Annotated in this window: 23 protein-coding genes; 9 read left to right on the forward strand and 14 right to left on the reverse strand. The window is 65.2% G+C overall.

Features of this window, described 5'->3' with window-relative positions:
* Positions 1-4 precede the first annotated feature (4 nt).
* The gene (locus ACZ60G_RS31280) at positions 5-184 is read right to left on the reverse strand and encodes a hypothetical protein (protein ID WP_465814631.1); all 180 of its coding nucleotides are present in this window, start codon (positions 182-184) and stop codon (positions 5-7) included.
* A gap of 359 nt (positions 185-543) precedes the next feature.
* Here ACZ60G_RS31280 and ACZ60G_RS31285 point away from each other — a divergent pair, with 359 nt between their 5' ends.
* Positions 544-1,719, forward strand: coding sequence for an amidohydrolase family protein (locus ACZ60G_RS31285; RefSeq protein WP_465814633.1), 1,176 nt, complete (start codon positions 544-546; stop codon positions 1,717-1,719).
* Between the two features lie 45 nt (positions 1,720-1,764).
* On the opposite strand, the gene ACZ60G_RS31290 is transcribed toward ACZ60G_RS31285, so the two are convergent.
* Positions 1,765-2,589 carry an SDR family oxidoreductase gene (locus ACZ60G_RS31290; RefSeq protein ID WP_465814634.1) on the reverse strand — a complete coding sequence of 275 codons (825 nt, stop codon included), beginning with the start codon at positions 2,587-2,589 and terminating at the stop codon, positions 1,765-1,767.
* Entirely contained in the window at positions 2,586-3,056 is a 471-nt protein-coding gene (locus ACZ60G_RS31295) for a VOC family protein (RefSeq protein WP_465814636.1), read from the reverse strand. Before ACZ60G_RS31295 ends, ACZ60G_RS31290 begins: the two co-directional genes overlap by 4 nt.
* Positions 3,057-3,144: 88 nt before the next feature.
* Here ACZ60G_RS31295 and ACZ60G_RS31300 point away from each other — a divergent pair, with 88 nt between their 5' ends.
* Genes ACZ60G_RS31300 through ACZ60G_RS31315 form a run of 4 tightly spaced genes read left to right on the forward strand, consistent with a single transcriptional unit; the run spans position 3,145 to position 7,208 of the window.
* On the forward strand, positions 3,145-4,446 hold the full coding sequence (locus tag ACZ60G_RS31300; RefSeq protein WP_465814638.1) for an acyl-CoA dehydrogenase family protein: 1,302 nt from the start codon (positions 3,145-3,147) through the stop codon (positions 4,444-4,446).
* 29 nt (positions 4,447-4,475) lie between these two features.
* Positions 4,476-5,471, forward strand: coding sequence for a phosphotransferase family protein (locus ACZ60G_RS31305; RefSeq protein ID WP_465814816.1), 996 nt, complete (start codon positions 4,476-4,478; stop codon positions 5,469-5,471).
* Complete coding sequence (locus ACZ60G_RS31310) at positions 5,468-6,238, forward strand: enoyl-CoA hydratase-related protein (protein ID WP_465814640.1); 771 nt, start codon at positions 5,468-5,470, stop codon at positions 6,236-6,238. The genes ACZ60G_RS31305 and ACZ60G_RS31310 overlap by 4 nt, the downstream gene beginning before the upstream one ends.
* A gap of 1 nt (position 6,239) precedes the next feature.
* Positions 6,240-7,208 (forward strand): NADPH:quinone oxidoreductase family protein, encoded by a 969-nt coding sequence (locus tag ACZ60G_RS31315; protein WP_465814641.1) that lies wholly within the window; start codon positions 6,240-6,242, stop codon positions 7,206-7,208.
* A 472-nt stretch (positions 7,209-7,680) separates the two neighbouring features.
* Here ACZ60G_RS31315 and ACZ60G_RS31320 read toward each other — a convergent pair whose 3' ends face one another.
* From ACZ60G_RS31320 to ACZ60G_RS31370, 11 genes are all read right to left on the reverse strand, one after another.
* On the reverse strand, positions 7,681-7,842 hold the full coding sequence (locus ACZ60G_RS31320; RefSeq protein ID WP_465814643.1) for a hypothetical protein: 162 nt from the start codon (positions 7,840-7,842) through the stop codon (positions 7,681-7,683).
* 93 nt (positions 7,843-7,935) lie between these two features.
* Positions 7,936-8,817: a hypothetical protein gene (locus ACZ60G_RS31325; protein ID WP_465814645.1), complete on the reverse strand. Its 882-nt coding sequence runs from the start codon at positions 8,815-8,817 to the stop codon at positions 7,936-7,938.
* A gap of 167 nt (positions 8,818-8,984) precedes the next feature.
* Positions 8,985-9,383 (reverse strand): hypothetical protein, encoded by a 399-nt coding sequence (locus ACZ60G_RS31330; protein ID WP_465814647.1) that lies wholly within the window; start codon positions 9,381-9,383, stop codon positions 8,985-8,987.
* Positions 9,384-9,487: 104 nt separating this feature from the next.
* On the reverse strand, positions 9,488-10,108 hold the full coding sequence (locus ACZ60G_RS31335; protein ID WP_465814649.1) for a TetR/AcrR family transcriptional regulator: 621 nt from the start codon (positions 10,106-10,108) through the stop codon (positions 9,488-9,490).
* A 93-nt stretch (positions 10,109-10,201) separates the two neighbouring features.
* Positions 10,202-11,350, reverse strand: a complete 1,149-nt coding sequence (locus ACZ60G_RS31340) for an acyl-CoA dehydrogenase family protein (RefSeq protein WP_465814651.1) — start codon at positions 11,348-11,350, stop codon at positions 10,202-10,204.
* Between the two features lie 11 nt (positions 11,351-11,361).
* Positions 11,362-12,507 (reverse strand): thiolase family protein, encoded by a 1,146-nt coding sequence (locus ACZ60G_RS31345; protein WP_465814652.1) that lies wholly within the window; start codon positions 12,505-12,507, stop codon positions 11,362-11,364.
* Entirely contained in the window at positions 12,500-13,333 is an 834-nt protein-coding gene (locus tag ACZ60G_RS31350) for an enoyl-CoA hydratase/isomerase family protein (RefSeq protein ID WP_465814654.1), read from the reverse strand. The genes ACZ60G_RS31345 and ACZ60G_RS31350 overlap by 8 nt, the downstream gene beginning before the upstream one ends.
* Entirely contained in the window at positions 13,327-14,562 is a 1,236-nt protein-coding gene (locus tag ACZ60G_RS31355; RefSeq protein WP_465814656.1) for a CaiB/BaiF CoA transferase family protein, read from the reverse strand. Before ACZ60G_RS31355 ends, ACZ60G_RS31350 begins: the two co-directional genes overlap by 7 nt.
* Positions 14,562-15,329 (reverse strand): SDR family NAD(P)-dependent oxidoreductase, encoded by a 768-nt coding sequence (locus ACZ60G_RS31360; protein ID WP_465814658.1) that lies wholly within the window; start codon positions 15,327-15,329, stop codon positions 14,562-14,564. Before ACZ60G_RS31360 ends, ACZ60G_RS31355 begins: the two co-directional genes overlap by 1 nt.
* A gap of 20 nt (positions 15,330-15,349) precedes the next feature.
* On the reverse strand, positions 15,350-16,516 hold the full coding sequence (locus ACZ60G_RS31365) for an acyl-CoA dehydrogenase family protein (protein WP_465814660.1): 1,167 nt from the start codon (positions 16,514-16,516) through the stop codon (positions 15,350-15,352).
* 39 nt (positions 16,517-16,555) lie between these two features.
* The gene (locus tag ACZ60G_RS31370) at positions 16,556-16,864 is read right to left on the reverse strand and encodes a hypothetical protein (RefSeq protein WP_357466303.1); all 309 of its coding nucleotides are present in this window, start codon (positions 16,862-16,864) and stop codon (positions 16,556-16,558) included.
* 139 nt (positions 16,865-17,003) lie between these two features.
* Between ACZ60G_RS31370 and ACZ60G_RS31375 the strand changes: the two genes are divergently transcribed.
* The 4 genes from ACZ60G_RS31375 (at position 17,004) to ACZ60G_RS31390 (ending at position 19,675) form a co-directional block, all read left to right on the forward strand.
* Complete coding sequence (locus tag ACZ60G_RS31375; RefSeq protein ID WP_465814662.1) at positions 17,004-17,474, forward strand: pyridoxamine 5'-phosphate oxidase family protein; 471 nt, start codon at positions 17,004-17,006, stop codon at positions 17,472-17,474.
* A gap of 71 nt (positions 17,475-17,545) precedes the next feature.
* Positions 17,546-18,076, forward strand: coding sequence for a carboxymuconolactone decarboxylase family protein (locus ACZ60G_RS31380; protein WP_465814664.1), 531 nt, complete (start codon positions 17,546-17,548; stop codon positions 18,074-18,076).
* 5 nt (positions 18,077-18,081) lie between these two features.
* Entirely contained in the window at positions 18,082-19,350 is a 1,269-nt protein-coding gene (locus tag ACZ60G_RS31385; RefSeq protein ID WP_465814666.1) for an aromatic ring-hydroxylating oxygenase subunit alpha, read from the forward strand.
* Positions 19,334-19,675 carry a hypothetical protein gene (locus ACZ60G_RS31390; RefSeq protein ID WP_465814668.1) on the forward strand — a complete coding sequence of 114 codons (342 nt, stop codon included), beginning with the start codon at positions 19,334-19,336 and terminating at the stop codon, positions 19,673-19,675. The genes ACZ60G_RS31385 and ACZ60G_RS31390 overlap by 17 nt, the downstream gene beginning before the upstream one ends.
* The last annotated feature ends 1 nt before the right edge of the window (position 19,676 follow it).

Below are 19,676 nucleotides of genomic sequence, written 5' to 3' on the forward strand. Positions count from 1 at the left end.
TCATTTACACGCCTCGGGTGGTGGCGGGTTTGCGGCCGTGACGCATCGACACCGCGATCGCCGGCACCGCGAAGATGCGCAGGCGCGATGTGCCCGCGAGGCGACCGGCGTTCTGGGCGGCGGGGTCGTCGGCGTTGTCCGACAGGGTTTCGGCGGTGGACTGGATAGCTTGATCTGCTGTCATGAATTCTTTTCTCCAGCCTTTCGACAGAAACTCTCTTGGACATCGATCGGACCATCAACAAATGGCTGATTTCAAACTCTCCTGCAACCTTTCCATCGGTTCCCACATTTCGGCCGACCCGACAAACGTCCAGCCGGCTTCTGAGGTAATCGAGATCCGTCGAGCGCAGTCATATGGTGGCGCCGCTGGGCGTGTCGTGCCGCGTTTCGACTGCGCTCGGCGAGCGAACTGGACCTACGGTGGCCGCCGGGCGGGCGTAGGCGGCGCGGATCGCGTGCGACGGCCGATACTTCGGCTCAACTATTGAACGCCGAGCAGTCGTGAGAATAGAATTCTCCTAGCATGCGAAGGAGAGTTTCATGCCCAAATGGGATCTGCCCTACCCGCTGTTCGACGCCGACAACCACCTGTACGAGACGAAGGAAGCGCTGACCACCTACCTTCCCAAGCACTATCGAAACGCGGTCAAGTACGTCGAGGTCGACGGTCGCACCAAAATCGCGATCCGCGGCCAGATCAGCGAATACATCCCCAACCCGACCTTCGATGTGGTCGCGCCTCCCGGGGCGATGGAGGAGTACTTCAAGAACGGCAATCCCGATGGCAAGAGCATGCGCGAGATCTTCGGCAAGCCGATCCGCTCGACGCCCGCCTTCCGTGAACCGGCGCCCCGCCTGGAACTGATGAACGAGCTCCAGATCGACCGTGCTCTGATGTTCCCAACCTTGGCCAGTCTGGTCGAGGAGCGCATGAAGGACGATCCAGAGCTGATCCACGCCGTCGTCCATTCGCTCAACCAGTGGCTGCACGAGACCTGGTCGTTCAACTACTCCGACCGCATCTTCACTGTGCCGGTGATCAGCCTGCCTATCGTGGAGAAGGCGATCGAGGAACTGGAGTGGGTCGTCGAGCGCGGCGCCCGGGCGATCCTGGTCCGGCCCGCACCGGTGCCCGGCCTGTACGGACCACGCTCGTTCGCACTGCCCGAATTCGATCCGTTCTGGAAGCGCGTGGTCGAACTCGACGTGCTGGTGACCATGCACTCCTCCGACAGCGGGTATTCCCGCTTCTCCTCCGAATGGGACGGCCACCAGCAGGAAATGCTGCCGTTCGTGACCAACACCTTCAAGATGATCAACGAGTGGCAGCCGATCCGCGACGCGATGGCGTCCTGGGTCTGCCACGGTGCGCTGTTCCGGTTCCCGGAGTTGAAGATCGCGGTCATCGAGAACGGCGCCGAATGGCTGCCCGGACTGCTGGAAACCCTCGCCAAGGTATACAAGAAGGCCCCGCAGGGCTTCCCGGGCGATCCGGTCGAGGCGGTCAAGAAGATCCACGTCAGCCCGTTCTGGGAGGAGGATCTGGTCGCGCTCTCGGATCTCATCGGCGCCGACCACGTGCTGTTCGGATCGGATTATCCGCATCCGGAGGGGCTGGCCGAACCCGCGCGCTACGTCAACGAGATCAAGGATCTCCCCCTGGACGACCAGGCGAAGATCATGGGCGGCAACCTCGCCCGGCTGCTGAACGTGTAGTTGTCCCGTTGCCCGCGTTGCCGTTTGCGGCGCGGGCACCAGGGACTAACCGGCCGTCCGGACCGCCGCCATAGCGCCACCGTCCACGAGCAGGTCGATACCGTTGAGAAAGCTCGCCTGGTCCGACAGCGCGAATGCGACCGCGGCGGCGACTTCGTCCGCGGAACCCCTGCGCCGCAACGGCGTTCGCTGCACGAGCGCCGCCATGCTCGGATGATTGTCGGCTTCCTGGCGGCCCTGCGGAGTATCGATGATGCCGGGTGAGACCGAGCAGATGCGCGCGCCGACCGGGCCGAGGCGCACCGCCTCATGTGCCACGAAGCGGTGCACTCCCCGTTTCGCCCAGCTGTAGGCGAGACCGGGAGCCTCGACGGCGGGGCCGAGCGCATCGTGGATGCGCTCGAGAAACTTCTCGTCGAGCGGATCGTCCACCACGGCGAGCGCGGCCGGGTCCGGCGCGACAGGATCGAGGAGCGGTGCCATCGACGCGAAACACACCATGGCCGTGCCGGTTACGGCCAGCGGCCGCAGCGCCTGCGCGAGCAGCGCCGTCCCGATCAGATCGACGGTGAAGATCCGGCGCCAGTCGCCCATCGTCGGAGAGATACCAGCGGCATGGGCGACAGCTCGCAGTGTGCCGCGCCGATCCACTTGCGCGGCAAGCCGGGCCAGCCCTTCGGCGTCGGTAACGTCGAGTTCCACCGCTTCGACTGCGGCACCGCCATTTTCGGCCAACTGGTCCCGCGCGGCAGCGGCGGCGGCCGCGTCCCGATCCACCAGCAGCAGTACGTCGACCATCTCGGCCAGTCGTTGTGCGCAGGCGTAGCCCATTCCGCGACCCGCGCCGGTCGCGATGCCCACTGTTGTCATGTGTCGCTCCTCGCGGTCGTGGGTGCGGCCCAGCATTGCGCCAGGCTCGATTCCGCGGCCCGGTCGACCAGTTCCACCCGAAAGCCGTCGGCGCCGCGCAGAAATGCGAAGAACAGTTGTCCGTCGGCGCCGGGCCGGGTGGCCTCGGTGACGTACCCGTGCCGCACCAGGTCGGCGGCATCGGCTGCCACATCGTCGGACCAGTACCCGACGTGGTGGAGTCCGGCCGCCCCGGCCGGTTCCCACAGCGTGCCCGCGATGCTGCGCACGATCTCGAGGCGCGGCACGGTCGTGGAGTATCGGCATCTCATTTCCAGGACCACGGCCCGGGTGTCGGGCAGGTCCACCGACACCGGCCCGCCGATCTCCGGCCCCCACTCGTATCCGAGTACCCCCGACAGCGTGGCCACGGTGGCCTCGAAGTCCGCCGCGACGATCCCGATATGGAACTGATCCTCGGCCCTCACGCCACGACCTCCATTCGGCTCGAAATTCCAATAAGAATTGCATTCCGCATCATGAGAAGCATATTCTCATCAAGCGAGAGGAGATGCAATGGCATGGGATTTCGAGACTGACCCGGAGTATCAGAAGAAGCTGGACTGGGCCGACGAGTTCGTGCGGGAGGAAGTCGAACCACTCGATCTGGTCTGGGAGCATGAGCAGTTCGTGCCACTCGAGGGGACACGACGCAAAGCGATCCAACCTCTGAAGGAGGAGGTGCGGCGTCAGGGCCTGTGGGCCACGCATCTGGGCCCGGACCTCGGCGGCCAAGGTTATGGACAGCTGAAACTGGCCCTGCTGAACGAGATTCTGGGCCGCTCGTCGTGGGCACCGATCGTCTTCGGCTGTCAGGCGCCCGATACCGGCAACGCGGAGATCATCGCCCACTACGGGACGGCCGACCAAAAGCAGCGCTACCTGCAGCCACTGCTGGAGGGTGAGCTGTTCTCCAGCTATTCGATGACCGAACCGCAGGCCGGCGCCGACCCGACCCAATTCCAGACCCGGGCGGTGCGCGACGGCGACGACTGGATCATCAACGGCTGGAAGTACTTCTCCTCCAACGCCAGAACCGCCGCATTCCTGATCGTGATGGCGGTGACGAATACGGACGTCAGCCCTTACAAGGGCATGTCGATGTTCCTGGTGCCTGCCGACACCCCGGGCATCAATATCGTGCGCAACGTCGGCCTCTACGGCGAGCCGATGAACGACGGCAGCCACGCATTGATCCACTACGAAAACGTGCGCGTGCCCGCCGAATCCCTGCTCGGCGGCGAGGGCCAGGCCTTCGTCATCGCGCAGACCCGCCTCGGCGGCGGCCGCATCCACCATGCGATGCGCACCATCGGGCTCGCGCAGAAGGCCATCGACATGATGTGCGAGCGGGCCCTGTCGCGTACCACCGCGGGCAGCAGGCTGGCCGATAAGCAGTTCGTACAGGGCTATATCGCCGACTCCTACGCCCAGCTGGCCCAGTTCCGGCTGTTCGTACTGCACACCGCCTGGAAGATCGACAAGTACAACGACTACAAGAAGGTCCGCAAGGACATCGCCACGGCCAAGATCGTCATGCCGACGGTGCTGCACGATATCGCCTGGCGCGCAATGCAAGTGCACGGAGCCCTGGGCACCACCAACGAGATGCCGTTCTTCCGGATGATTCACGGAGCCGGTGTCATGGGGCTGGCCGACGGGCCGACCGAGGTGCACAAGACCACCGTGGCCAAGCAGGTGCTGCGCGACTACGAGCCCACCGACGGCATGTGGCCCACCGAATGGATTCCCGGAAAGCAGGAAGCCGCCCGGGCGAAGTTCGCCGAATATCTCGAGCACGAAGTAGGGAACCAGTGAGCATCGATACCACCCGGCTCGCCGATTGGATGGACGGCCAGGGCCTGCCCGGTAAGGGCGAACCCCTCGAAACCCGCTTCCTGTCCGGCGGCACCCAGAACGAGATCTATCAGATCCGCCGCGGCGAACACGTCAGCGTTCTGCGCATCCCACCTGCCGAGGCGCCCGCCGAACGGGATGCGGGCATTCTGCGCGAGTGGCGGATCATCGAGGCCCTCGACGGCACCGATGTCCCGCATACCGCCGCCGTCGGAGTCTGCACCGACTCCGACGTGCTCGGCCGCACCTTCTACCTGATGGGCTTCGTCGACGGCTGGTCGCCGATGGACCATCGCGGCGTCTGGCCGGAGCCGTTCGACTCCGACCTGCAGGCGCGGGCCGGACTCGGCTACCAGCTGGCCGAGGGAATCGCATTGCTGTCCAAGGTGGATTGGCAGGCGAAGAGCCTGCAGGATCTGGGCCGTCCGGACGGCTACCACGAGCGACAGGTATCGCGGTGGTTGAGCTTCTACGACAAGATCGATGGCGCGCGCACGCTCGACGGCATGGACGTGGCCACCGAATGGCTGCGCACCCACCGCCCGCTGGACTACATTCCCGGCTTGATGCACGGCGACTACCAGTTCGCCAATGTGATGTTCCAACACGGCGGACCGGCGCGGCTCGCGGCGCTGGTGGACTGGGAGATGGGGACGGTCGGCGATCCGAAGCTCGATCTGGGCTGGATGCTGCAGGGGTGGCCGGAAGACACCAGCGACCCGGCGGTTGCCACCAAGGGCTACGCCAATATGCAGTACATGCCCTCGCGTGACCAGATGCTCGCGCACTACGCACAGGTCTCGGGACGCCAGGTCGACGATATCGACTACTACCTGATCCTGGCCAAGTGGAAGCTGGCCATCGTGCTCGAGCGCGGTTTCCAGCGCGCCAAGGGTGACGTCAAGCTGGCGGCGTTCGGACCGATCGTGGTCGACACCATGCGCGCCGCCGCCGAATTGGCCGAGAGTACGGAGTACAAGTCATGAGCGAAGCGGAGTTCGTACTCGACCGGCTCGGCCCGGTCATGGTCGTCCGGCTCAACCGTCCGGATGCACGAAATGCGTTGACCGGCACCATGATGCGCGGGATCGGCGCGGCGATCATCGCGGCCGAGGCCGATCCGCTGGTGCGGGTCGTCGTGCTCACCGGCACCGGTGATCGCGCCTTCTGCTCGGGAATGGATCTGCGCGCCTTCGCCAGCGGCGAAGACTTCGGCAAGGGCGCGGAAGCCGAGGCCTACGGGCGGCTGGCCAAGGGGCAGGTGAGTGTCCCGGTGATCGGCGCGGCCAATGGGAGCGCCGTCGGCGGCGGACTGGAACTACTGCTGGGCTGCGATCTGATCGTGGCGTCCGCGGCGGCGAAATTCGGCTTCCCCGAGGTCAAGCGGGGACTCTTCGCCGGTGGCGGCGGCACCTTCATCGGCACCCGAATCCCGCTCGGCATCGCACTCGAACTGCTACTGACCGGTGATCTCGTCGACGCGGAGCGCGCCGAGCGGATCGGTCTGGTGAACGCGGTGGCCGAACCGGATGCCGTGTTCTCGACCGCGCTGGCCTTGGCCGAGCGGATCGCCGCAAACGCACCACTCGGGCTGGCCGCTTCGAAAGAGCTGGCCCGCCTTGCGGTTTCGGACGCAGACGCGGCCACCGATCAACTCGGCAAGTGGCAGGCGTTGGTATTCGGCAGCGAAGACGCTAGGGAGGGCGCCCGCGCCTTCGCCGAGAAGCGCACGCCGAACTGGCGAGGGCGGTGAGATGCGCGCGGTGATCTGCCCGGCCTACGGGCCGCCGGAGGTCGTGCGCATCGAAGACCGTGCGGCGCCCGCACTCGAATCGGGACAGGTTCGAGTGCGCGTCGGCGCGGCCGCGGTCAATTTCCCGGACGTCCTGGTGATCGCGGGCGAATATCAGATCAAGGTGCCGACACCGTTCGTGCCCGGCAGCGAATTCGCCGGTGCGATCACCCAGACCGCCGACGACGTCACCGAATTCGTCATCGGTGACCGAGTCACCGGCACCGGGATCGTCGGGGCGTTCGCGGAAGAGGCCACCGTGCCCGCCGCCGGACTCGGCCGCATTCCCGACGGAGTCGACGACCACTGTGCGGCCGCGTTCGGCGTCGCATATCGGACGGCGTATCACACACTGCGGTCGGTGGCCCGAGTGCGGCCCGGGGACCGGCTGCTCGTACTCGGGGCCGGTGGCGGAGTCGGGCTTGCGGCGGTGCAACTCGGTGTGCATTTGGGCGCCGAGGTCACCGCCGTCGCGTCCTCCAACGAAAAGCTCAGTGCCGCAGCAGCTTACGGCGCCACCGGACTGATCGACCACACCAGCGGTGACCTGCGCGCGGCGCTGAAGCAAGCGCTGCCCGACGGCGCTCACGTCGTCGTCGACCCGGTCGGCGGGCGACTGTCCGAGCCCGCACTGCGGTCGCTGTGCCGCGGCGGGCGGTTCGTCACCGTCGGCTTCGCTTCCGGCGAAATTCCGCGAATTCCGCTGAATCTGGTGCTGGTCAAGGGAATACAGGTACTCGGCTTTCAATTCCAGGATCTGGATCCCGTCGAATTCCGCCGCAACGAGGACGAATTGCGGGAGCTGCTGACCACCGGCCGGGTACTTCCGCATATCAGCGCGGTGTATCCGCTTACCGAGGCTGCCATCGCACTACGGCGCGTCGCCGATGGGCAGGTCGTCGGCAAAATCCTGCTCGATATGAAGGCGTAGTCCGACGCAGCGGAACCTGTTGACCACCAACTCGAGTCACGCTGACCAGGTCGACGACCTAATCGAGACGTAGTGGTGCCGCAGCGCATCCGACCACGACCGGATCACTGTAGGCAAGATCTGCGTCGAAGCGGCCGTACTCGTGGGCGATGCGCCCCTTAACGGAAGAACCACGTGGGCACCGTCATTGACAACCTCCAGTGCGGTCAGTGCGTGCTACGCGAAGAGGTCATCGATGGACTCAGCCCCGAGGGCGCGATCAAACCAGGCGGCCAGCCGGTCGTGATCTGTGCATGAACCGATTCGGGCACGCGCATCGTCGGTTACCGCAATCCCACGCAGTTCCAACAGCCGCAAGATGGATTTGGCCTCACCCCGGGCCTTACCTTCAGCGCGAACTTCCTGCCAGTATTCGGACCGGAGGAACCACGTGGGCACCGTCATCAACAACCCCCTGTGCGGTCAGTGCGTCCTACGTGAAGAGGTCATCGATGGAGTCGGCCTTGACCGCCCGGTCGAACCAAACAGCCAGTTGGTCGAGATCCGTGCTGGTGGCGATTCGGGCGCGCACATCGTCGGGTACCGCAATCTCACGGACTTCCAAGATCAGGACGATATCTTCGGCACGAGTCATCGCACGGGCCTCCGCACGGACTTCCTGCCAGTATTCAGAACGAAGGAACCACGTGGGCACCGTCATCAACGACCCCTGTGCAATAGCTGCGTCCTACGCGAGAAGGTCATCGATGGAGTCAGCCCCGAGGGCGCGATCAAACCAGGCGGCCAGTTGGTCGTGATCTGTGCATGAACCGATTCGGGCACGCGCATCGTCGGGTACCGCAATCCCACGCAGTTCCAACAGCCGCAAGATGGATTTGGCCTCACCTTTGGCCTCACCTTTGGCCTCACCTTCAGCACGGACTTCCTGCCAGTATTCGGAACGGAAGAACGAGGTATCCACGGCCATCAACTGCCTCCAGGTCTGTCCGGCCGGGCCTTTGCCCAATCCGAGTGCGGTTAGTTCGGTGAAGATCACGCGGTCGTCGGGATTATCGATGCTGTGCAGTGCGGTGGCCAGCGTGTTCATTATGTCACCGATGACGGAATCGTCGTCAGCATGTGTGATTGCCGAGAGCGTCGCCAACGGAACGTCTTTGATGGCTGTCTCCAGGTCGACCACTGCGGGAACATTGTCCGGGCCGAATACCAGTGGGTGAACGGTGAGACTGGTCCACTGCGGTGGGCCGATAGTGAGTGGCCCACGGGCCCACGCGGCCGTGGAAGTGTCCTGGCAGACGACCAGCAGCACAGGGTGCAGCCGGTATTTAGCGTGCAGGTGCGCCAAGTAGTACGCCCAGGCGCTTGGCTTCTTCCTGTCCTCATGCCCCTGAGCTTCGACGAGCAGCAGGAACGCTCCTTCCGCGGTCTCCACGCGCAGCAAGGTATCGACGCGGCGCTCCAGCGGGTCGATCTCCGTAAGATCGGTCGGCAGCAACGCGACATCGATCGGATCCGGAAATGGCAGTCCCAGATCACGGATCGTACGGGCGAATACACCCGGGTCCTGTCGGAACAGGTGGTGCATAGCCTCGTGCTGGGAGCTGACCATGCGCGCGAAGGTACTGGAAAAGATCGCAAATATGTTCGATCAGGCGATATCGGTCCAGAATCGCCGGAATAGCTTGGGACACACCCGATGTCGTCCCGTGTGGCGCCTCGGCGATTCCCCGGGACGCCACCGCACAGCTACCGGACAGATCCACACATCTCAGAAACTCACCCCACCGGCAGCAGATCCGCGGCCAGGTGATCCTGGGTTTCACTGCAGCGGAACATCTCCACATCCTCGAGCAGGTCGACCGGTTGTCCCACCGCCGCAAGTGCCCGTGCCTTGAACGCTCGCGCGGCCACGCTCAGCCGGTGCTGCACTCCCTCGGTCCGGCAATCGAGTTCACTCGGACAGGCGGCACCCCACACCGTCACTTCGAACGACCGGTCCTCGATATTCTTCAGCACCCCCTGACGGACCCGCGGATCGGATTCGAAAAGCTCTGCGGCGATTGCCATTCCGTTCGGCCACACGCCCGCATCCGATAGCGATGCCATCGAGGTCTCCAGATCCAGCACGGTTGCCCCGAGGATCCGCAGCGGTCGGATATCGGCGACGTCGCCCACGCAGACAGTCACCTCCCACCCGGCCATCGCCCGGTCGAATAGCCAACCTCCCGAGTACCGCACCACATCGGCGATATCGGGAGCGATGACCGCCAGCCGATATCTCAGAGGGTGCTTGCGGGCATGAGCTCGCGCTCGAGCGAGCGGACGTACTCCGTGAATACCCGGTTCAGTGGTATCGAGGGGTCGAGCAGCCATGAGGTTTCCATCCCGTTGAGAAATGCGACTATCTCCACAGCCTTGACGGCAGGGTCCAGATCGGTGCGGTATCGGCCGGCGCGCTGACCGCGTCGGATGCCGCCGGCAATGGTGGCGACGGCGGCTCGGTACCGACCGAGCAGGCGATCGTGCAGGGGCGCGTCCGGGTCGAGATTCTCGACGAGCAGCACGGTGAACATGCCGACCAGATCCGGCGAGCGCCGAAACCGGTCGACGACGTTCTCGAGTTGCTCGATCAGATCGCGACGGCGGTCGGAATGGAGTTCGTCGTCGGTGTCGCGAGCCTCGAGTACCGCATGCAGCAGCTGTTCCTTGGACTCGAAGTGATGCAGCACCCCGGCCGTACTGACCCCGGCCTCCCGCGCGATCTGCGCCAGCGTCGTATTACGCCAGCCGTTGCGCGTGAGCAGTCGCTGTGCGACGGCGAGAATCTGCAGCTTGCGGTACTCGCCTTTGGCGAGCAACGTCTCATATGGACGCGGGGTACCGCTTTCGGGATCGGACACCGAACTCCTTCGTTCGATCAACCTACTTAAGACACAGTAGGTTGGTTCCGAGACTGTGACAAGGGTCTCAGGTGGCCCACTTTTTGCGCTGGATCACAGGCCGAGAGATTTGGCTATGATCATTTTCATCACCTCACTGGTACCGGCATAAATGCGGGCGACACGCGCATCGGCGTAGAGCCGGGCGATCGGATATTCCGTCATGTAGCCGTAGCCGCCGAACAGTTGCAGGCAGCGATCGACCACCCGCGCCTGCACCTCGGTGCAGAACAGCTTGACCCGCGCGGCATCAGCACCCGAGAGCTGCCCCTCGACCAATTCCAGCACCGCACGATCGACCATGGTCTGGGCCGCCTCCACCTCCGTCGACAGCGCGGCCAGCTCGAATTTCGTGTTCTGGTAGGCCGCCACCGGCTGGCCGAAAACCTTGCGCTGCTGCACATATTCGATGGTGGCGGTGATCGCGGACCTGGCCTGCGCCACCGATCCGACGGCGACCGTTATCCGCTCCTGGGCGAGGTTGTGACCGAGATAGGCGAACGCCTGCCCCTCCGCGCCGAGCCGGTTCGTCACCGGCACGCGCACATTGTCGAATGCCAACTCCACCGTGTCCTGCACCTTGCAGCCCAGCTTGTCCAGGACCCGGCCCTTGGTGAATCCGGTTCGGCCGCTTTCCACCACGATCAGGCTCAGGCCCGCGCGCCGGTTGTCCGGATCCGACGAGGTGCGTGCCACCACGATCACCAGATCCGCGAGCAGACCACCGGTGATGAATGTCTTTGCGCCGTTGAGTATGTACTCTTCGCCGTCGCGAACCGCGGTGGTGCGCACACCGGCCAGATCAGAGCCGGTGCCCGGCTCGGTCATGGCGATCGCGGTCAGCAGCTTGCCGCCGGCCAGACCCGGAAACCAGCGCTCGCGTTGTTCGGCGTCGGCGTATTCCAAGAAGTAGGGCAGGATCACGTCGATCTGGGTGCGGACGGTACTGAGCGTGACGAGCGCGCGGTAGGCCTCCTCCTGCAGCACGGCATTGAACCGGTAGTCCCGCATGCCGCCGCCCCCGTATTCCTCGGGGATCGCAGTACCGAGCAAGCCGAGTTCGCCCATCCGCTCGAAGATTTCGCGCGGCATCTGCCCGGCCCGCTCCCAGTCCGGGTAGTGCGGCACCACCTCCTTATCGATGAATTCGCGGGCCAGCTGCCGGAATGCCTCGTGGTCTGCGGTGAAAATGTCTCGGCGCACGGTCGGCTCCTTCAGTGCACGAGTTCGACGACGGTGGCGTTGGCGGTGCCGCCGCCCTCGCACATGGTCTGCAGGCCATAGCGAATTCCGTTGTCGCGCATGTGGTGGATCATCCGGGTCATCAGCACGGCGCCGGATCCGCCGAGCGGGTGGCCCAGCGCGATCGCGCCGCCCAGCGGATTGAGCAGGTCCGGGTCGGCGCCGGTTTCGGCCAGCCACGCCAGCGGGATCGGGGCGAAGGCCTCGTTCACCTCGAAGACACCGACCTCGGACAGATCGATACCGGCCTTGCGCAATACCTTCTCGGTGGCCGGGATCGGACCGGTCAGCATGAGCACCGGATCGGCACCGGTGACCGCACCGGCGCGATAACGCACCAGCGGCGTGAGCCCCAGCTCGCGCGCTTTTTCCGGGGTCGTCACCAATAGCGCCGCGGCGCCGTCGGAGATCTGCGACGAGTTACCGGCATGGATAACGCCATCGACCTGGAAGGCGGGTTTCAGCCCGGCCAGTTTCTCGACCGTGCTGCCGGGCCGGATGCCCTCGTCGGCGATTACCGTCCCGGAATCGGTTGCGACGGGGACGATCTGCTCCTCGAACGCGCCGCGGTCCTGGGCGGCGGCGGCCCGTTCGTGCGACAGCACCGAGAACTCGTCGAGCCGGGTGCGGTCGAAACCCCATTTCTGCGCGATCAATTCGGCGGAAATGCCCTGGTTGAACGAGAAATCGTCATAGCGGGCAAGAGCTTTCGGGCCGTAGGGCATGCCGTCGGCGCGCGCGGCACCCAGCGGCACCCGGCTCATCACCTCGACGCCGCCCGCGACCACGACCTCCTGCGCACCGGACGCCACCGCCTGCGCCGCGAAATCCAGGGCCTGCTGGCTGGATCCGCAGGCCCGGTTCACCGTGGTGCCCGGAATGGTTTCCGGCCAGCCCGCGGCGAGCACCGCGTAGCGCCCGATATTGCTGGACTGGTCGCCGACCTGGGAGACACAACCCCAGATGACGTCGTCGATGACCGCCGGGTCGATGCCCGTGCGGCCCGCCAGCGCATTGAGCACGATCGCCGACAGATCGGCGGGATGCGTACCCGACAGTCCGCCATTGCGTTTGCCGATCGCGGTCCGCACCGCTGCGGCGATGACTACCTCACGCATCTGCTGTACTCCCGTTTTCGGACCGGTCCGCGCCGCGAACCGGTGGTCTGTGCACGGTCCAGCGACCGTCGAACTGCGGTTCTCGTTTCTCGGCGAAGGCCGCGAATGCCTCCGGGGCGTCCGAGGTGGCGAAATTGAGGCCCTGCGCGGCGGCCTCCCCGGCGAGCGCTTCGCGCAGGGTGTGATCGGCACCCGTGTTGAGCAGGGCCTTGGTTTGTGCCAGCGCCACCGGCGGGCCTGCCGCCAGCCGCGCGGCGAGATCGGTTACGTAGGAGTCGATTTCGTGCTCGGGAACCACCCAGGTCACCAGATTCAGTTCCCGCGCCTGTTCGGCATCGATCATTTCGCCCAGCAATGCCAACCGCTTGGCCTGTTGCAGCCCGATCAGTTTCGGTAGCAGCCACGAGCCGCCCAGATCCAGCGAAAGGCCGCGGCGGGCGAAGATCTGCGAGAAACGGGATTCGGGCGTGGCGACCACCAGATCGCAGCCGAGCGCCAGATTCCATCCGGCGCCGACGGCAACGCCGCTCACCTTCGCGACCGTCGGCATCGGCAGCTCGTGCAGCAGCAACGCCACATCGGTCAATGCCCGCATGCGATAGACCGGATGCCCGTTATCGGGCACCGAAATGTCGGCGCCGGAACAGAACGCACCACCGGCCCCGGTGAGCACCAGTGCGCGCACGGTGCGATCGGACGCAGCGGCCCGCAGCGCATCCGCCAGCGCCTGCCACAGTTCGGCATCGATCGCGTTCTTGCGAGCAGGCCGATTCAGGGTCACGGTGCGTACGCCGTCACGATCCTCGGTCAGCAGCGACCTCAGCATGCCCGCTCCGCGGGTTGCCGATATGCCGGACCGATCGCGCTCACCGCGCGAAGTTCGGCGATTTCCGCACCGCCGCAGCCGATTTCGGCCAGCACGGCGTCGGTGTGCTCGCCGAGTCCGGGGACCGCGCCCATGGGCGGATCGAAACCGTCGACAATGGCCGGTGGCAGCAGCGACGGGATCGGGCCGGACGGGGTGTCGATGTTGCGCCAGCGATCGCGGGCCGACAGCTGCGGGTGAGCGATGACCTCGCTGGGCAGGTTGTAGCGCGAGTTGCCGATCCCGGCGGCGTCGGCGAGCTCTTGAATCCGCGCGAGATCGTGTCGGGCGCACCAGGATCCGATGGCCTCATCGAGGACGTCGCGCCGCTTACAGCGGTCCGGATTGGTGCGCAGGCCCTCGTCCTCGGCCAGGTCGGGGCGGTCGATGATGTCGCGGGCCAGCCGCTGCCACTCCCGATCGTTGGTGGTGCCGATCACCACGGTCTGTCCGTCCGCGGTGCGGTAGGCGCCATAGGGCGCGACCGCCGCCGAGCTCATGCCCAGCGGTTGCATATCTATTCCGGAGTGCCTGGCGTAGGTGAGGTGATAGCCCATCACATCGGCCATGGTGTCGAACAGGCTGACCGCGATCGTCGCGCCCGCATCCGATCCCCGGCGCTGCCGTCCGCACAGCGATGCCAGAATCGACAGCGCCGCATACTGTCCGGTGATGACATCGGCCATCGGCGGGCCCGGTTTCGCCGGGGCACCCGGATATCCGGTCACCGCGCACACCCCCGATTCGGCCTGCACCAGCAGGTCGTAGGCGCGCTTGTGCGACAGCGGCCCACCCGAACCGAATCCGTCGATCGATACCGCGATCAGATCCGGGTGCCGCTCGGCCAGATCCGCCGGCGCGAGACCGAGCCGGTCGGTCGCACCGGGTGCCAGATTCGATACCAGTACCTCGGCCCGATCCAGCAAGCGATGCAGAATCGCCACGCCCGCAGGCGTTTTCAGATCGAGGGTCACCGATTCCTTGCCGCGGTTGACCCAGACGAAATGCGCCGCCTGCCCCTCGACCACATCGTCGTAATACCGGGCGAAGTCGCCGCCGTCCGGATTTTCGATCTTGATCACGCGGGCGCCGAAATCGGCGAGTGTGCGGGTGCACATCGGCGCCGACACCGCCTGTTCCAGGGCGACGACGGTGATACCCGCCAATGGTCCCTGCGCCGTATCCGGCATCACATCACCATGCCGCCGTCCACCGGCAGCACCTGCCCGGTGACGAACGAGGCGGCATCGGAGGCGAGGAAGACGAAGGCACCGGCCACCTCCGCGGGATCGGCCCAGCGCCGCAACGGAATTCGGTTCAGCATCTGCGCCGCGAACTTGTCACCGGTGCGAATGGTCTCGGTCATCGGCGTGGCCGCCAGCGGCGCCAGCGCGTTCACCAGGATGTTCTTGCGCGCCAATTCGCGAGCAAGGGATTTGGTGATGCCGATGATGGCCGCCTTGGCCGCGGAGTAGTTGACCTGCCCCAGCGTGCCGACCAGCCCGGCCGACGAGGTGACGTTGATGATGCGCCCGGTGCCGTCGGTCGGCAGGTAAGGCAAGGCCGCCTGCGAGCAGTTGAAGGTGCCCAGCGTGTGGATCTCGAACAGGCGCCGCATCGAGTCGACACTGGTGTCGGCGAACATGTGCGGATCGGTGACCCCGGCGTTGTTCACCACGATATGCAGTGTGCCGTCGGCCAATTCGGCCGCCTTGGCCGCGGCGGCGTCGGCGGCCGCCCGATCGGACACGTCGAGAGCGAAGCTCGCCGCGCTGCCACCGTTTCCGATGATCTTCTCGGCGACGGCCGCGGCCGCGTCCGCATCGACATCGGTGACCAGCACCGCCGCGCCCTGCGCGGCGAGGGCCTGGGCCACCGCGGAGCCGATGCCGCCCGCCGCGCCGGTGACCATTGCGGCCCGCCCGGTCAGCTCGAAAAGTCCGTTCTTGGCTGCCATTCGGTAATTTCCTGCCTCTGCTAATAGCTTCTGGGTAGGCCCAGCGTGTGGGAGCCCAGGTAGTTCAGAATCATTTCCTGGCTGATCGGGGCGATCCGCATGACGCGGGATTCCCGGAAATAGCGGGATACGTTGTATTCCTCGGCGTAACCCATACCGCCGTGGGTCTGCAGCGCCCGGTCGGCCGCGGTGAATCCCGCGTCGGCGCACAGATATTTGGCGGTATTCGCCTCGCGTCCGCACGATTTCCCGTTGTCGTAGAGCCAGGTTGCCTTGCGCAGCACCAATTCCGCGGCATCCAGGTGGGCCAGCGAATCGGCGAGTGGGAATTGGATGCCCTGGTTCATGCCGATCGGCCGACCGAATACCACGCGCTCCTTGGCGTATTTCGTGGCCCGGTCGAGTGCGACCCGTCCCAGCCCGAGCGCCTCGGCGGCGATCAGCATGCGCTCGGGATTCAGGCCGTCGAGCAGATAGCTGAATCCCTTGCCCTCCTCCCCCACTCGATCCTCGACCGGTACGCGCAGCCCGTCGATGAACACCTCATTGGAGGTGACGGCATTGCGGCCCATCTTCGTGATCGGCCGGATATCGACGTGCGCGCGATCGAGGTCGGTGAGGAACAGCGTCATGCCGTCGGTCTTCTTGGTGACCTCGTCGTAGCGCTGGGTGCGGGTCAGCAGCAGGATCTTCTCCGACTCCATCGCCTTGGAGATCCATACCTTGCGGCCGTTGACGACATAGTGGTCGCCATCGCGGCGCGCGAAGGTGGTGATGTGGGTGGTGTCCAGGCCCGCACCGGGTTCGGTGACGCCGAAGCACACGTGCAGATCACCGGTGGCGATGCGCGGCAGCGTCCGCTGTTTCAATTCCGCGGACCCGTGCACGATCACGGGATGCATGCCGAAGATCGACATGTGGATCGAGCTGGCGGCATTCATACCACCGCCCGATCGGGACACCTCCTCGGCCAGCAGCGTGGCCTCGGTGATGCCCAACCCGTGTCCGCCGTATTCCTCCGGGATGGTGATGCCCAGCCAGCCGCCCTCGGCGATGGCGTTGTAGAACTCGGTCGGGAATTCGTGTGCCTGGTCCTTTTCCATCCAGTACTGGTCGTCGAACTTGCGGCACAGTTCGGCGACCGTGCTGCGGATCAGCTGCTGATCCTCGGTGAGTTCGAAATTCATGCCTCCGACGTTCGTGTCGTCGCGCACCGGCAAACCCTTTCAGTCCGAGGCTGGCAGCGCTTTGGCGGCCTTGAGGGTCATCGCGGTCCCGTTGCAGGTCAGCTCGCCGGTGCCCGAACTGGTGCACAGCAGCTCGACGGTCTCCGCGGCGTCGACATAGCGTTTCCCGATCAACGTGACCGCATCGGCCCCAGCTGATTTCCCGGGCGGGGCCGAGGCCGCGGGCACCATGGGCGCGCCACCGCACGCGATTTCCGGCCGAGCGTCGGCGGGTGCCCGGACCACCACCACCCGCGTGCCGCATACGGTGCTGGCGAACTGTTCACCGGGACGAATCGGCGCCGTCATGGTGAATCTCCTTTCCGCTCAGGCGATCCCCGAGCCGATCGCATCGAAGGACCGACGGAACACGCATTTCGTCGCGCTCTCGCTATTGGAAAACTATATTCTCTTTCTTGGAGAATCAACATCTGATCGGAAGATGAGCATGACTGAGCAGCGACGAGCACGGGCAATCGCCATGACCGCCACCGAACGCGACGCCTTCCTGCAGAGCCAGCCGATCTGCCGGGTCGCCACCCTCGGCCCCGGCGGACACCCCCATACGAGCCCACTGTGGTTCGCCTGGGACGGCACGGCCCTGTGGCTCAACTCGCTGGTGCACAGCCAGCGATGGACCGATATCACCCGGGATCCACGGATCAGCGCGATCGTCGACGACGGCGGAACCGACTTCCTGCAGCTGCGCGGCGTCGAACTGCGCGGACACGTCGAAGTGGTCGGCGAAACGCCGCGCACCGGTACACCGGTCGAGGAGCTCACCGAACCGGAGCGGCTGTTCGCCGACAAGTACATGGGCGGGCAGCCGTTTCGGTACGACGGCCGCCACGGCTGGCTGCGGTTGACCCCGGACCACGTCGTGAGCTGGGACTTCGCCCGATTACAACGCCGACGTTGACTATCGCATCCGTCCATGGAAATCTAGTATCCAAATTTGGAGAATCTAATTCTCATGAGAGGAGGACAGGAATGCGTCTGCCGCCGTTGCCCGCCGACCAATGGGACGACCGGACCCGCGACGCCTTCAAGGGGCTACTGCCGCGCGCGATCCGCAACGCGGAAGGGGCAGGCCCCGCGATGGGACCGCTGGCCCGGCATCCGGACCTGACCGAGGCCTATCTCGGATTCAGCGTCTACCTGCTGTTCCGGTCCACGCTGCCGCCTCGGGTGCGCGAGTTGACGATCCTGCGGGTCGCCCACCGGCGCGGCTGTGCCTACGAGTGGGCCCATCATCTACGGCTCGGCCAAGATGCCGGACTGACCCTCGACGAGATCGAGGCCGTCACCCGCGGCGAGGCCGCCGACGACTTCGACCGCCTCGTCCTCACCGCCGTCGACGAACTCGACGACAAATCCGAACTGTCCGACCAGACCTGGGCGGCACTTGCCGAACGACTCGATGAAAAGCAGCGCATGGACCTGGTTTTCACGGTCGGCGGCTACATCCTGCTGGCCATCGCGCTCAACACCTTCGGCGTACAGCCCGACCCTGAAAGGTAAATCCCTTGCCACACTTCACCAAACCGACGGCGGGCAGCTGGACGGAGAACTATCCCGAGCTCGGCACCGAGATGGTCGACTTCACCGACTCGACCGATCCCCAGTTCTACAAGGATGAGCAGGAAGCCATCTTCAAGAAGAGCTGGCTCAATGTCGGCCGGGTGGAGCGGTTGCCCCGTGTCGGCAGCTATTTCACCAGGGAGCTGGCCTGCGTCAACGCCTCGATGATCATCGTCAAGGACCACGATCAGCAGGTGCGGGCCTACTACAACATCTGCAGGCACCGCGGCAACAAACTGGTCTGGGACGACTTCCCGGGCGAGGAGACCGCCGGTAGCTGCCGGCAGTTCACCTGCAAATACCACGCTTGGCGCTACAGCCTCGAGGGCGAGGCCACCTTCGTCCAGCAGGAGAAGGAATTCTTCGACCTGGACAAGAGCAAGTTCGGGCTCAAGGCCGTGCGCTGCGAGGTGTGGGAAGGCTTCATCTTCATCAACCTCGACGACAACGCCCAGCCACTGGAGCAGTACCTCGGCGCATGGGCGAAAGGCCTGGAGGGCTACCCCTTCCACGAGATGACCGAGGTCTACAGCTACAAGGCCGAGATCGGCAGCAACTGGAAGCTGTTCATCGATGCCTTCGCCGAGTTCTACCACGCACCGGTGCTGCATATGAAGCAGGCGGTCAAGGACGAGGCCGACAAGCTGCTCAATGTCGGCTTCGAGGCACTGCACTACGAGTGCTGGACCCCGCATTCGATGGTGTCCTCATGGGGCGGTATGGCCCCGCCCAAGGACATCAATATGGTCAAGCCGATCGAGCGAGAGCTGCGCAGCGGCCTGTTCGGTCCGTGGGAGCGACCCGATATCGAGGGTCTGGATCCGCTGCCGTCCGGAGTCAACCCCGCCGGCCACAAGGCCTGGGGCATCGACGAATTCGAGGTCTTCCCCAACTTCGGCATCCTCATCTGGGCGCCGGGCTGGTACCTGACCTACCACTACTGGCCGACCGCGGTGAACAAGCACATCTTCGAGGCGAATCTGTACTTCGTGCCGTCGAAGAGCGCGCGCGAACGTCTCGGCAAGGAACTGGCTGCGGTGACGTTCAAGGAATACGCGCTGCAGGACGCCAACACCCTCGAAGCGACTCAGACCATGCTCGAGACCGGTGTGGTCACCGAATTCCCGCTCAACGACCAGGAGGTGCTGCTGCGCCACCTGCACCTCACCGTCCAGAAGATCGTCAAGGAGTACCGCGATGCCCGAAACAACTGAGAAAGCGCTGCCCGCCGAATTCGCCGACCTGGACCGGTTTTCGGACTGGATCCTGGCCACCGAGCCCGAGCGTTACGCCAAGCGGCTGGCCTCCTCGATGGAGGAAATGCAGGACCTGTACGACACCGTCTTCCCGCGCCTGCAGGCGGGGCTGGACTACTGCGACAAGTTCGAGTGGTCCGATCTGCCCGATGACGCCCGGCACCTGTTCCACCTGCTGCAGTCGCTGGTGATGGTGTCGTTCCCGATCGAGGTGTGGAAGCAGGCGCGGGTGCCCGACTCCGGCGCCGCCTACCTCGACGTGATCAAGGAGCCGGTGGTCTAAC

The sequence above is a fragment of the Nocardia sp. NPDC102475 genome, assembly GCF_055584605.1.

Excerpts from the sequence above, each read along its gene's own strand:
- ACZ60G_RS31365 (WP_465814660.1), bottom strand. The coding sequence starts at position 16,516 with ATGAATTTCGAACTCACCGAGGATCAGCAGCTGATCCGCAGCACGGTC.
- ACZ60G_RS31355 (WP_465814656.1), bottom strand. The coding sequence starts at position 14,562 with ATGCCGGATACGGCGCAGGGACCATTGGCGGGTATCACCGTCGTCGCC.
- ACZ60G_RS31380 (WP_465814664.1), top strand. The coding sequence starts at position 17,546 with ATGCGTCTGCCGCCGTTGCCCGCCGACCAATGGGACGACCGGACCCGC.
- ACZ60G_RS31305 (WP_465814816.1), top strand. The coding sequence starts at position 4,476 with ATGGACGGCCAGGGCCTGCCCGGTAAGGGCGAACCCCTCGAAACCCGC.
- ACZ60G_RS31325 (WP_465814645.1), bottom strand. The coding sequence starts at position 8,817 with ATGGTCAGCTCCCAGCACGAGGCTATGCACCACCTGTTCCGACAGGAC.
- ACZ60G_RS31285 (WP_465814633.1), top strand. The coding sequence starts at position 544 with ATGCCCAAATGGGATCTGCCCTACCCGCTGTTCGACGCCGACAACCAC.
- ACZ60G_RS31375 (WP_465814662.1), top strand. The coding sequence starts at position 17,004 with ATGACTGAGCAGCGACGAGCACGGGCAATCGCCATGACCGCCACCGAA.
- ACZ60G_RS31350 (WP_465814654.1), bottom strand. The coding sequence starts at position 13,333 with ATGCTGAGGTCGCTGCTGACCGAGGATCGTGACGGCGTACGCACCGTG.
- ACZ60G_RS31310 (WP_465814640.1), top strand. The coding sequence starts at position 5,468 with ATGAGCGAAGCGGAGTTCGTACTCGACCGGCTCGGCCCGGTCATGGTC.
- ACZ60G_RS31315 (WP_465814641.1), top strand. The coding sequence starts at position 6,240 with ATGCGCGCGGTGATCTGCCCGGCCTACGGGCCGCCGGAGGTCGTGCGC.
- ACZ60G_RS31345 (WP_465814652.1), bottom strand. The coding sequence starts at position 12,507 with ATGCGTGAGGTAGTCATCGCCGCAGCGGTGCGGACCGCGATCGGCAAA.
- ACZ60G_RS31390 (WP_465814668.1), top strand. The coding sequence starts at position 19,334 with ATGCCCGAAACAACTGAGAAAGCGCTGCCCGCCGAATTCGCCGACCTG.
- ACZ60G_RS31290 (WP_465814634.1), bottom strand. The coding sequence starts at position 2,589 with ATGACAACAGTGGGCATCGCGACCGGCGCGGGTCGCGGAATGGGCTAC.
- ACZ60G_RS31280 (WP_465814631.1), bottom strand. The coding sequence starts at position 184 with ATGACAGCAGATCAAGCTATCCAGTCCACCGCCGAAACCCTGTCGGAC.
- ACZ60G_RS31370 (WP_357466303.1), bottom strand. The coding sequence starts at position 16,864 with ATGACGGCGCCGATTCGTCCCGGTGAACAGTTCGCCAGCACCGTATGC.
- ACZ60G_RS31360 (WP_465814658.1), bottom strand. The coding sequence starts at position 15,329 with ATGGCAGCCAAGAACGGACTTTTCGAGCTGACCGGGCGGGCCGCAATG.
- ACZ60G_RS31320 (WP_465814643.1), bottom strand. The coding sequence starts at position 7,842 with ATGACTCGTGCCGAAGATATCGTCCTGATCTTGGAAGTCCGTGAGATT.
- ACZ60G_RS31300 (WP_465814638.1), top strand. The coding sequence starts at position 3,145 with ATGGCATGGGATTTCGAGACTGACCCGGAGTATCAGAAGAAGCTGGAC.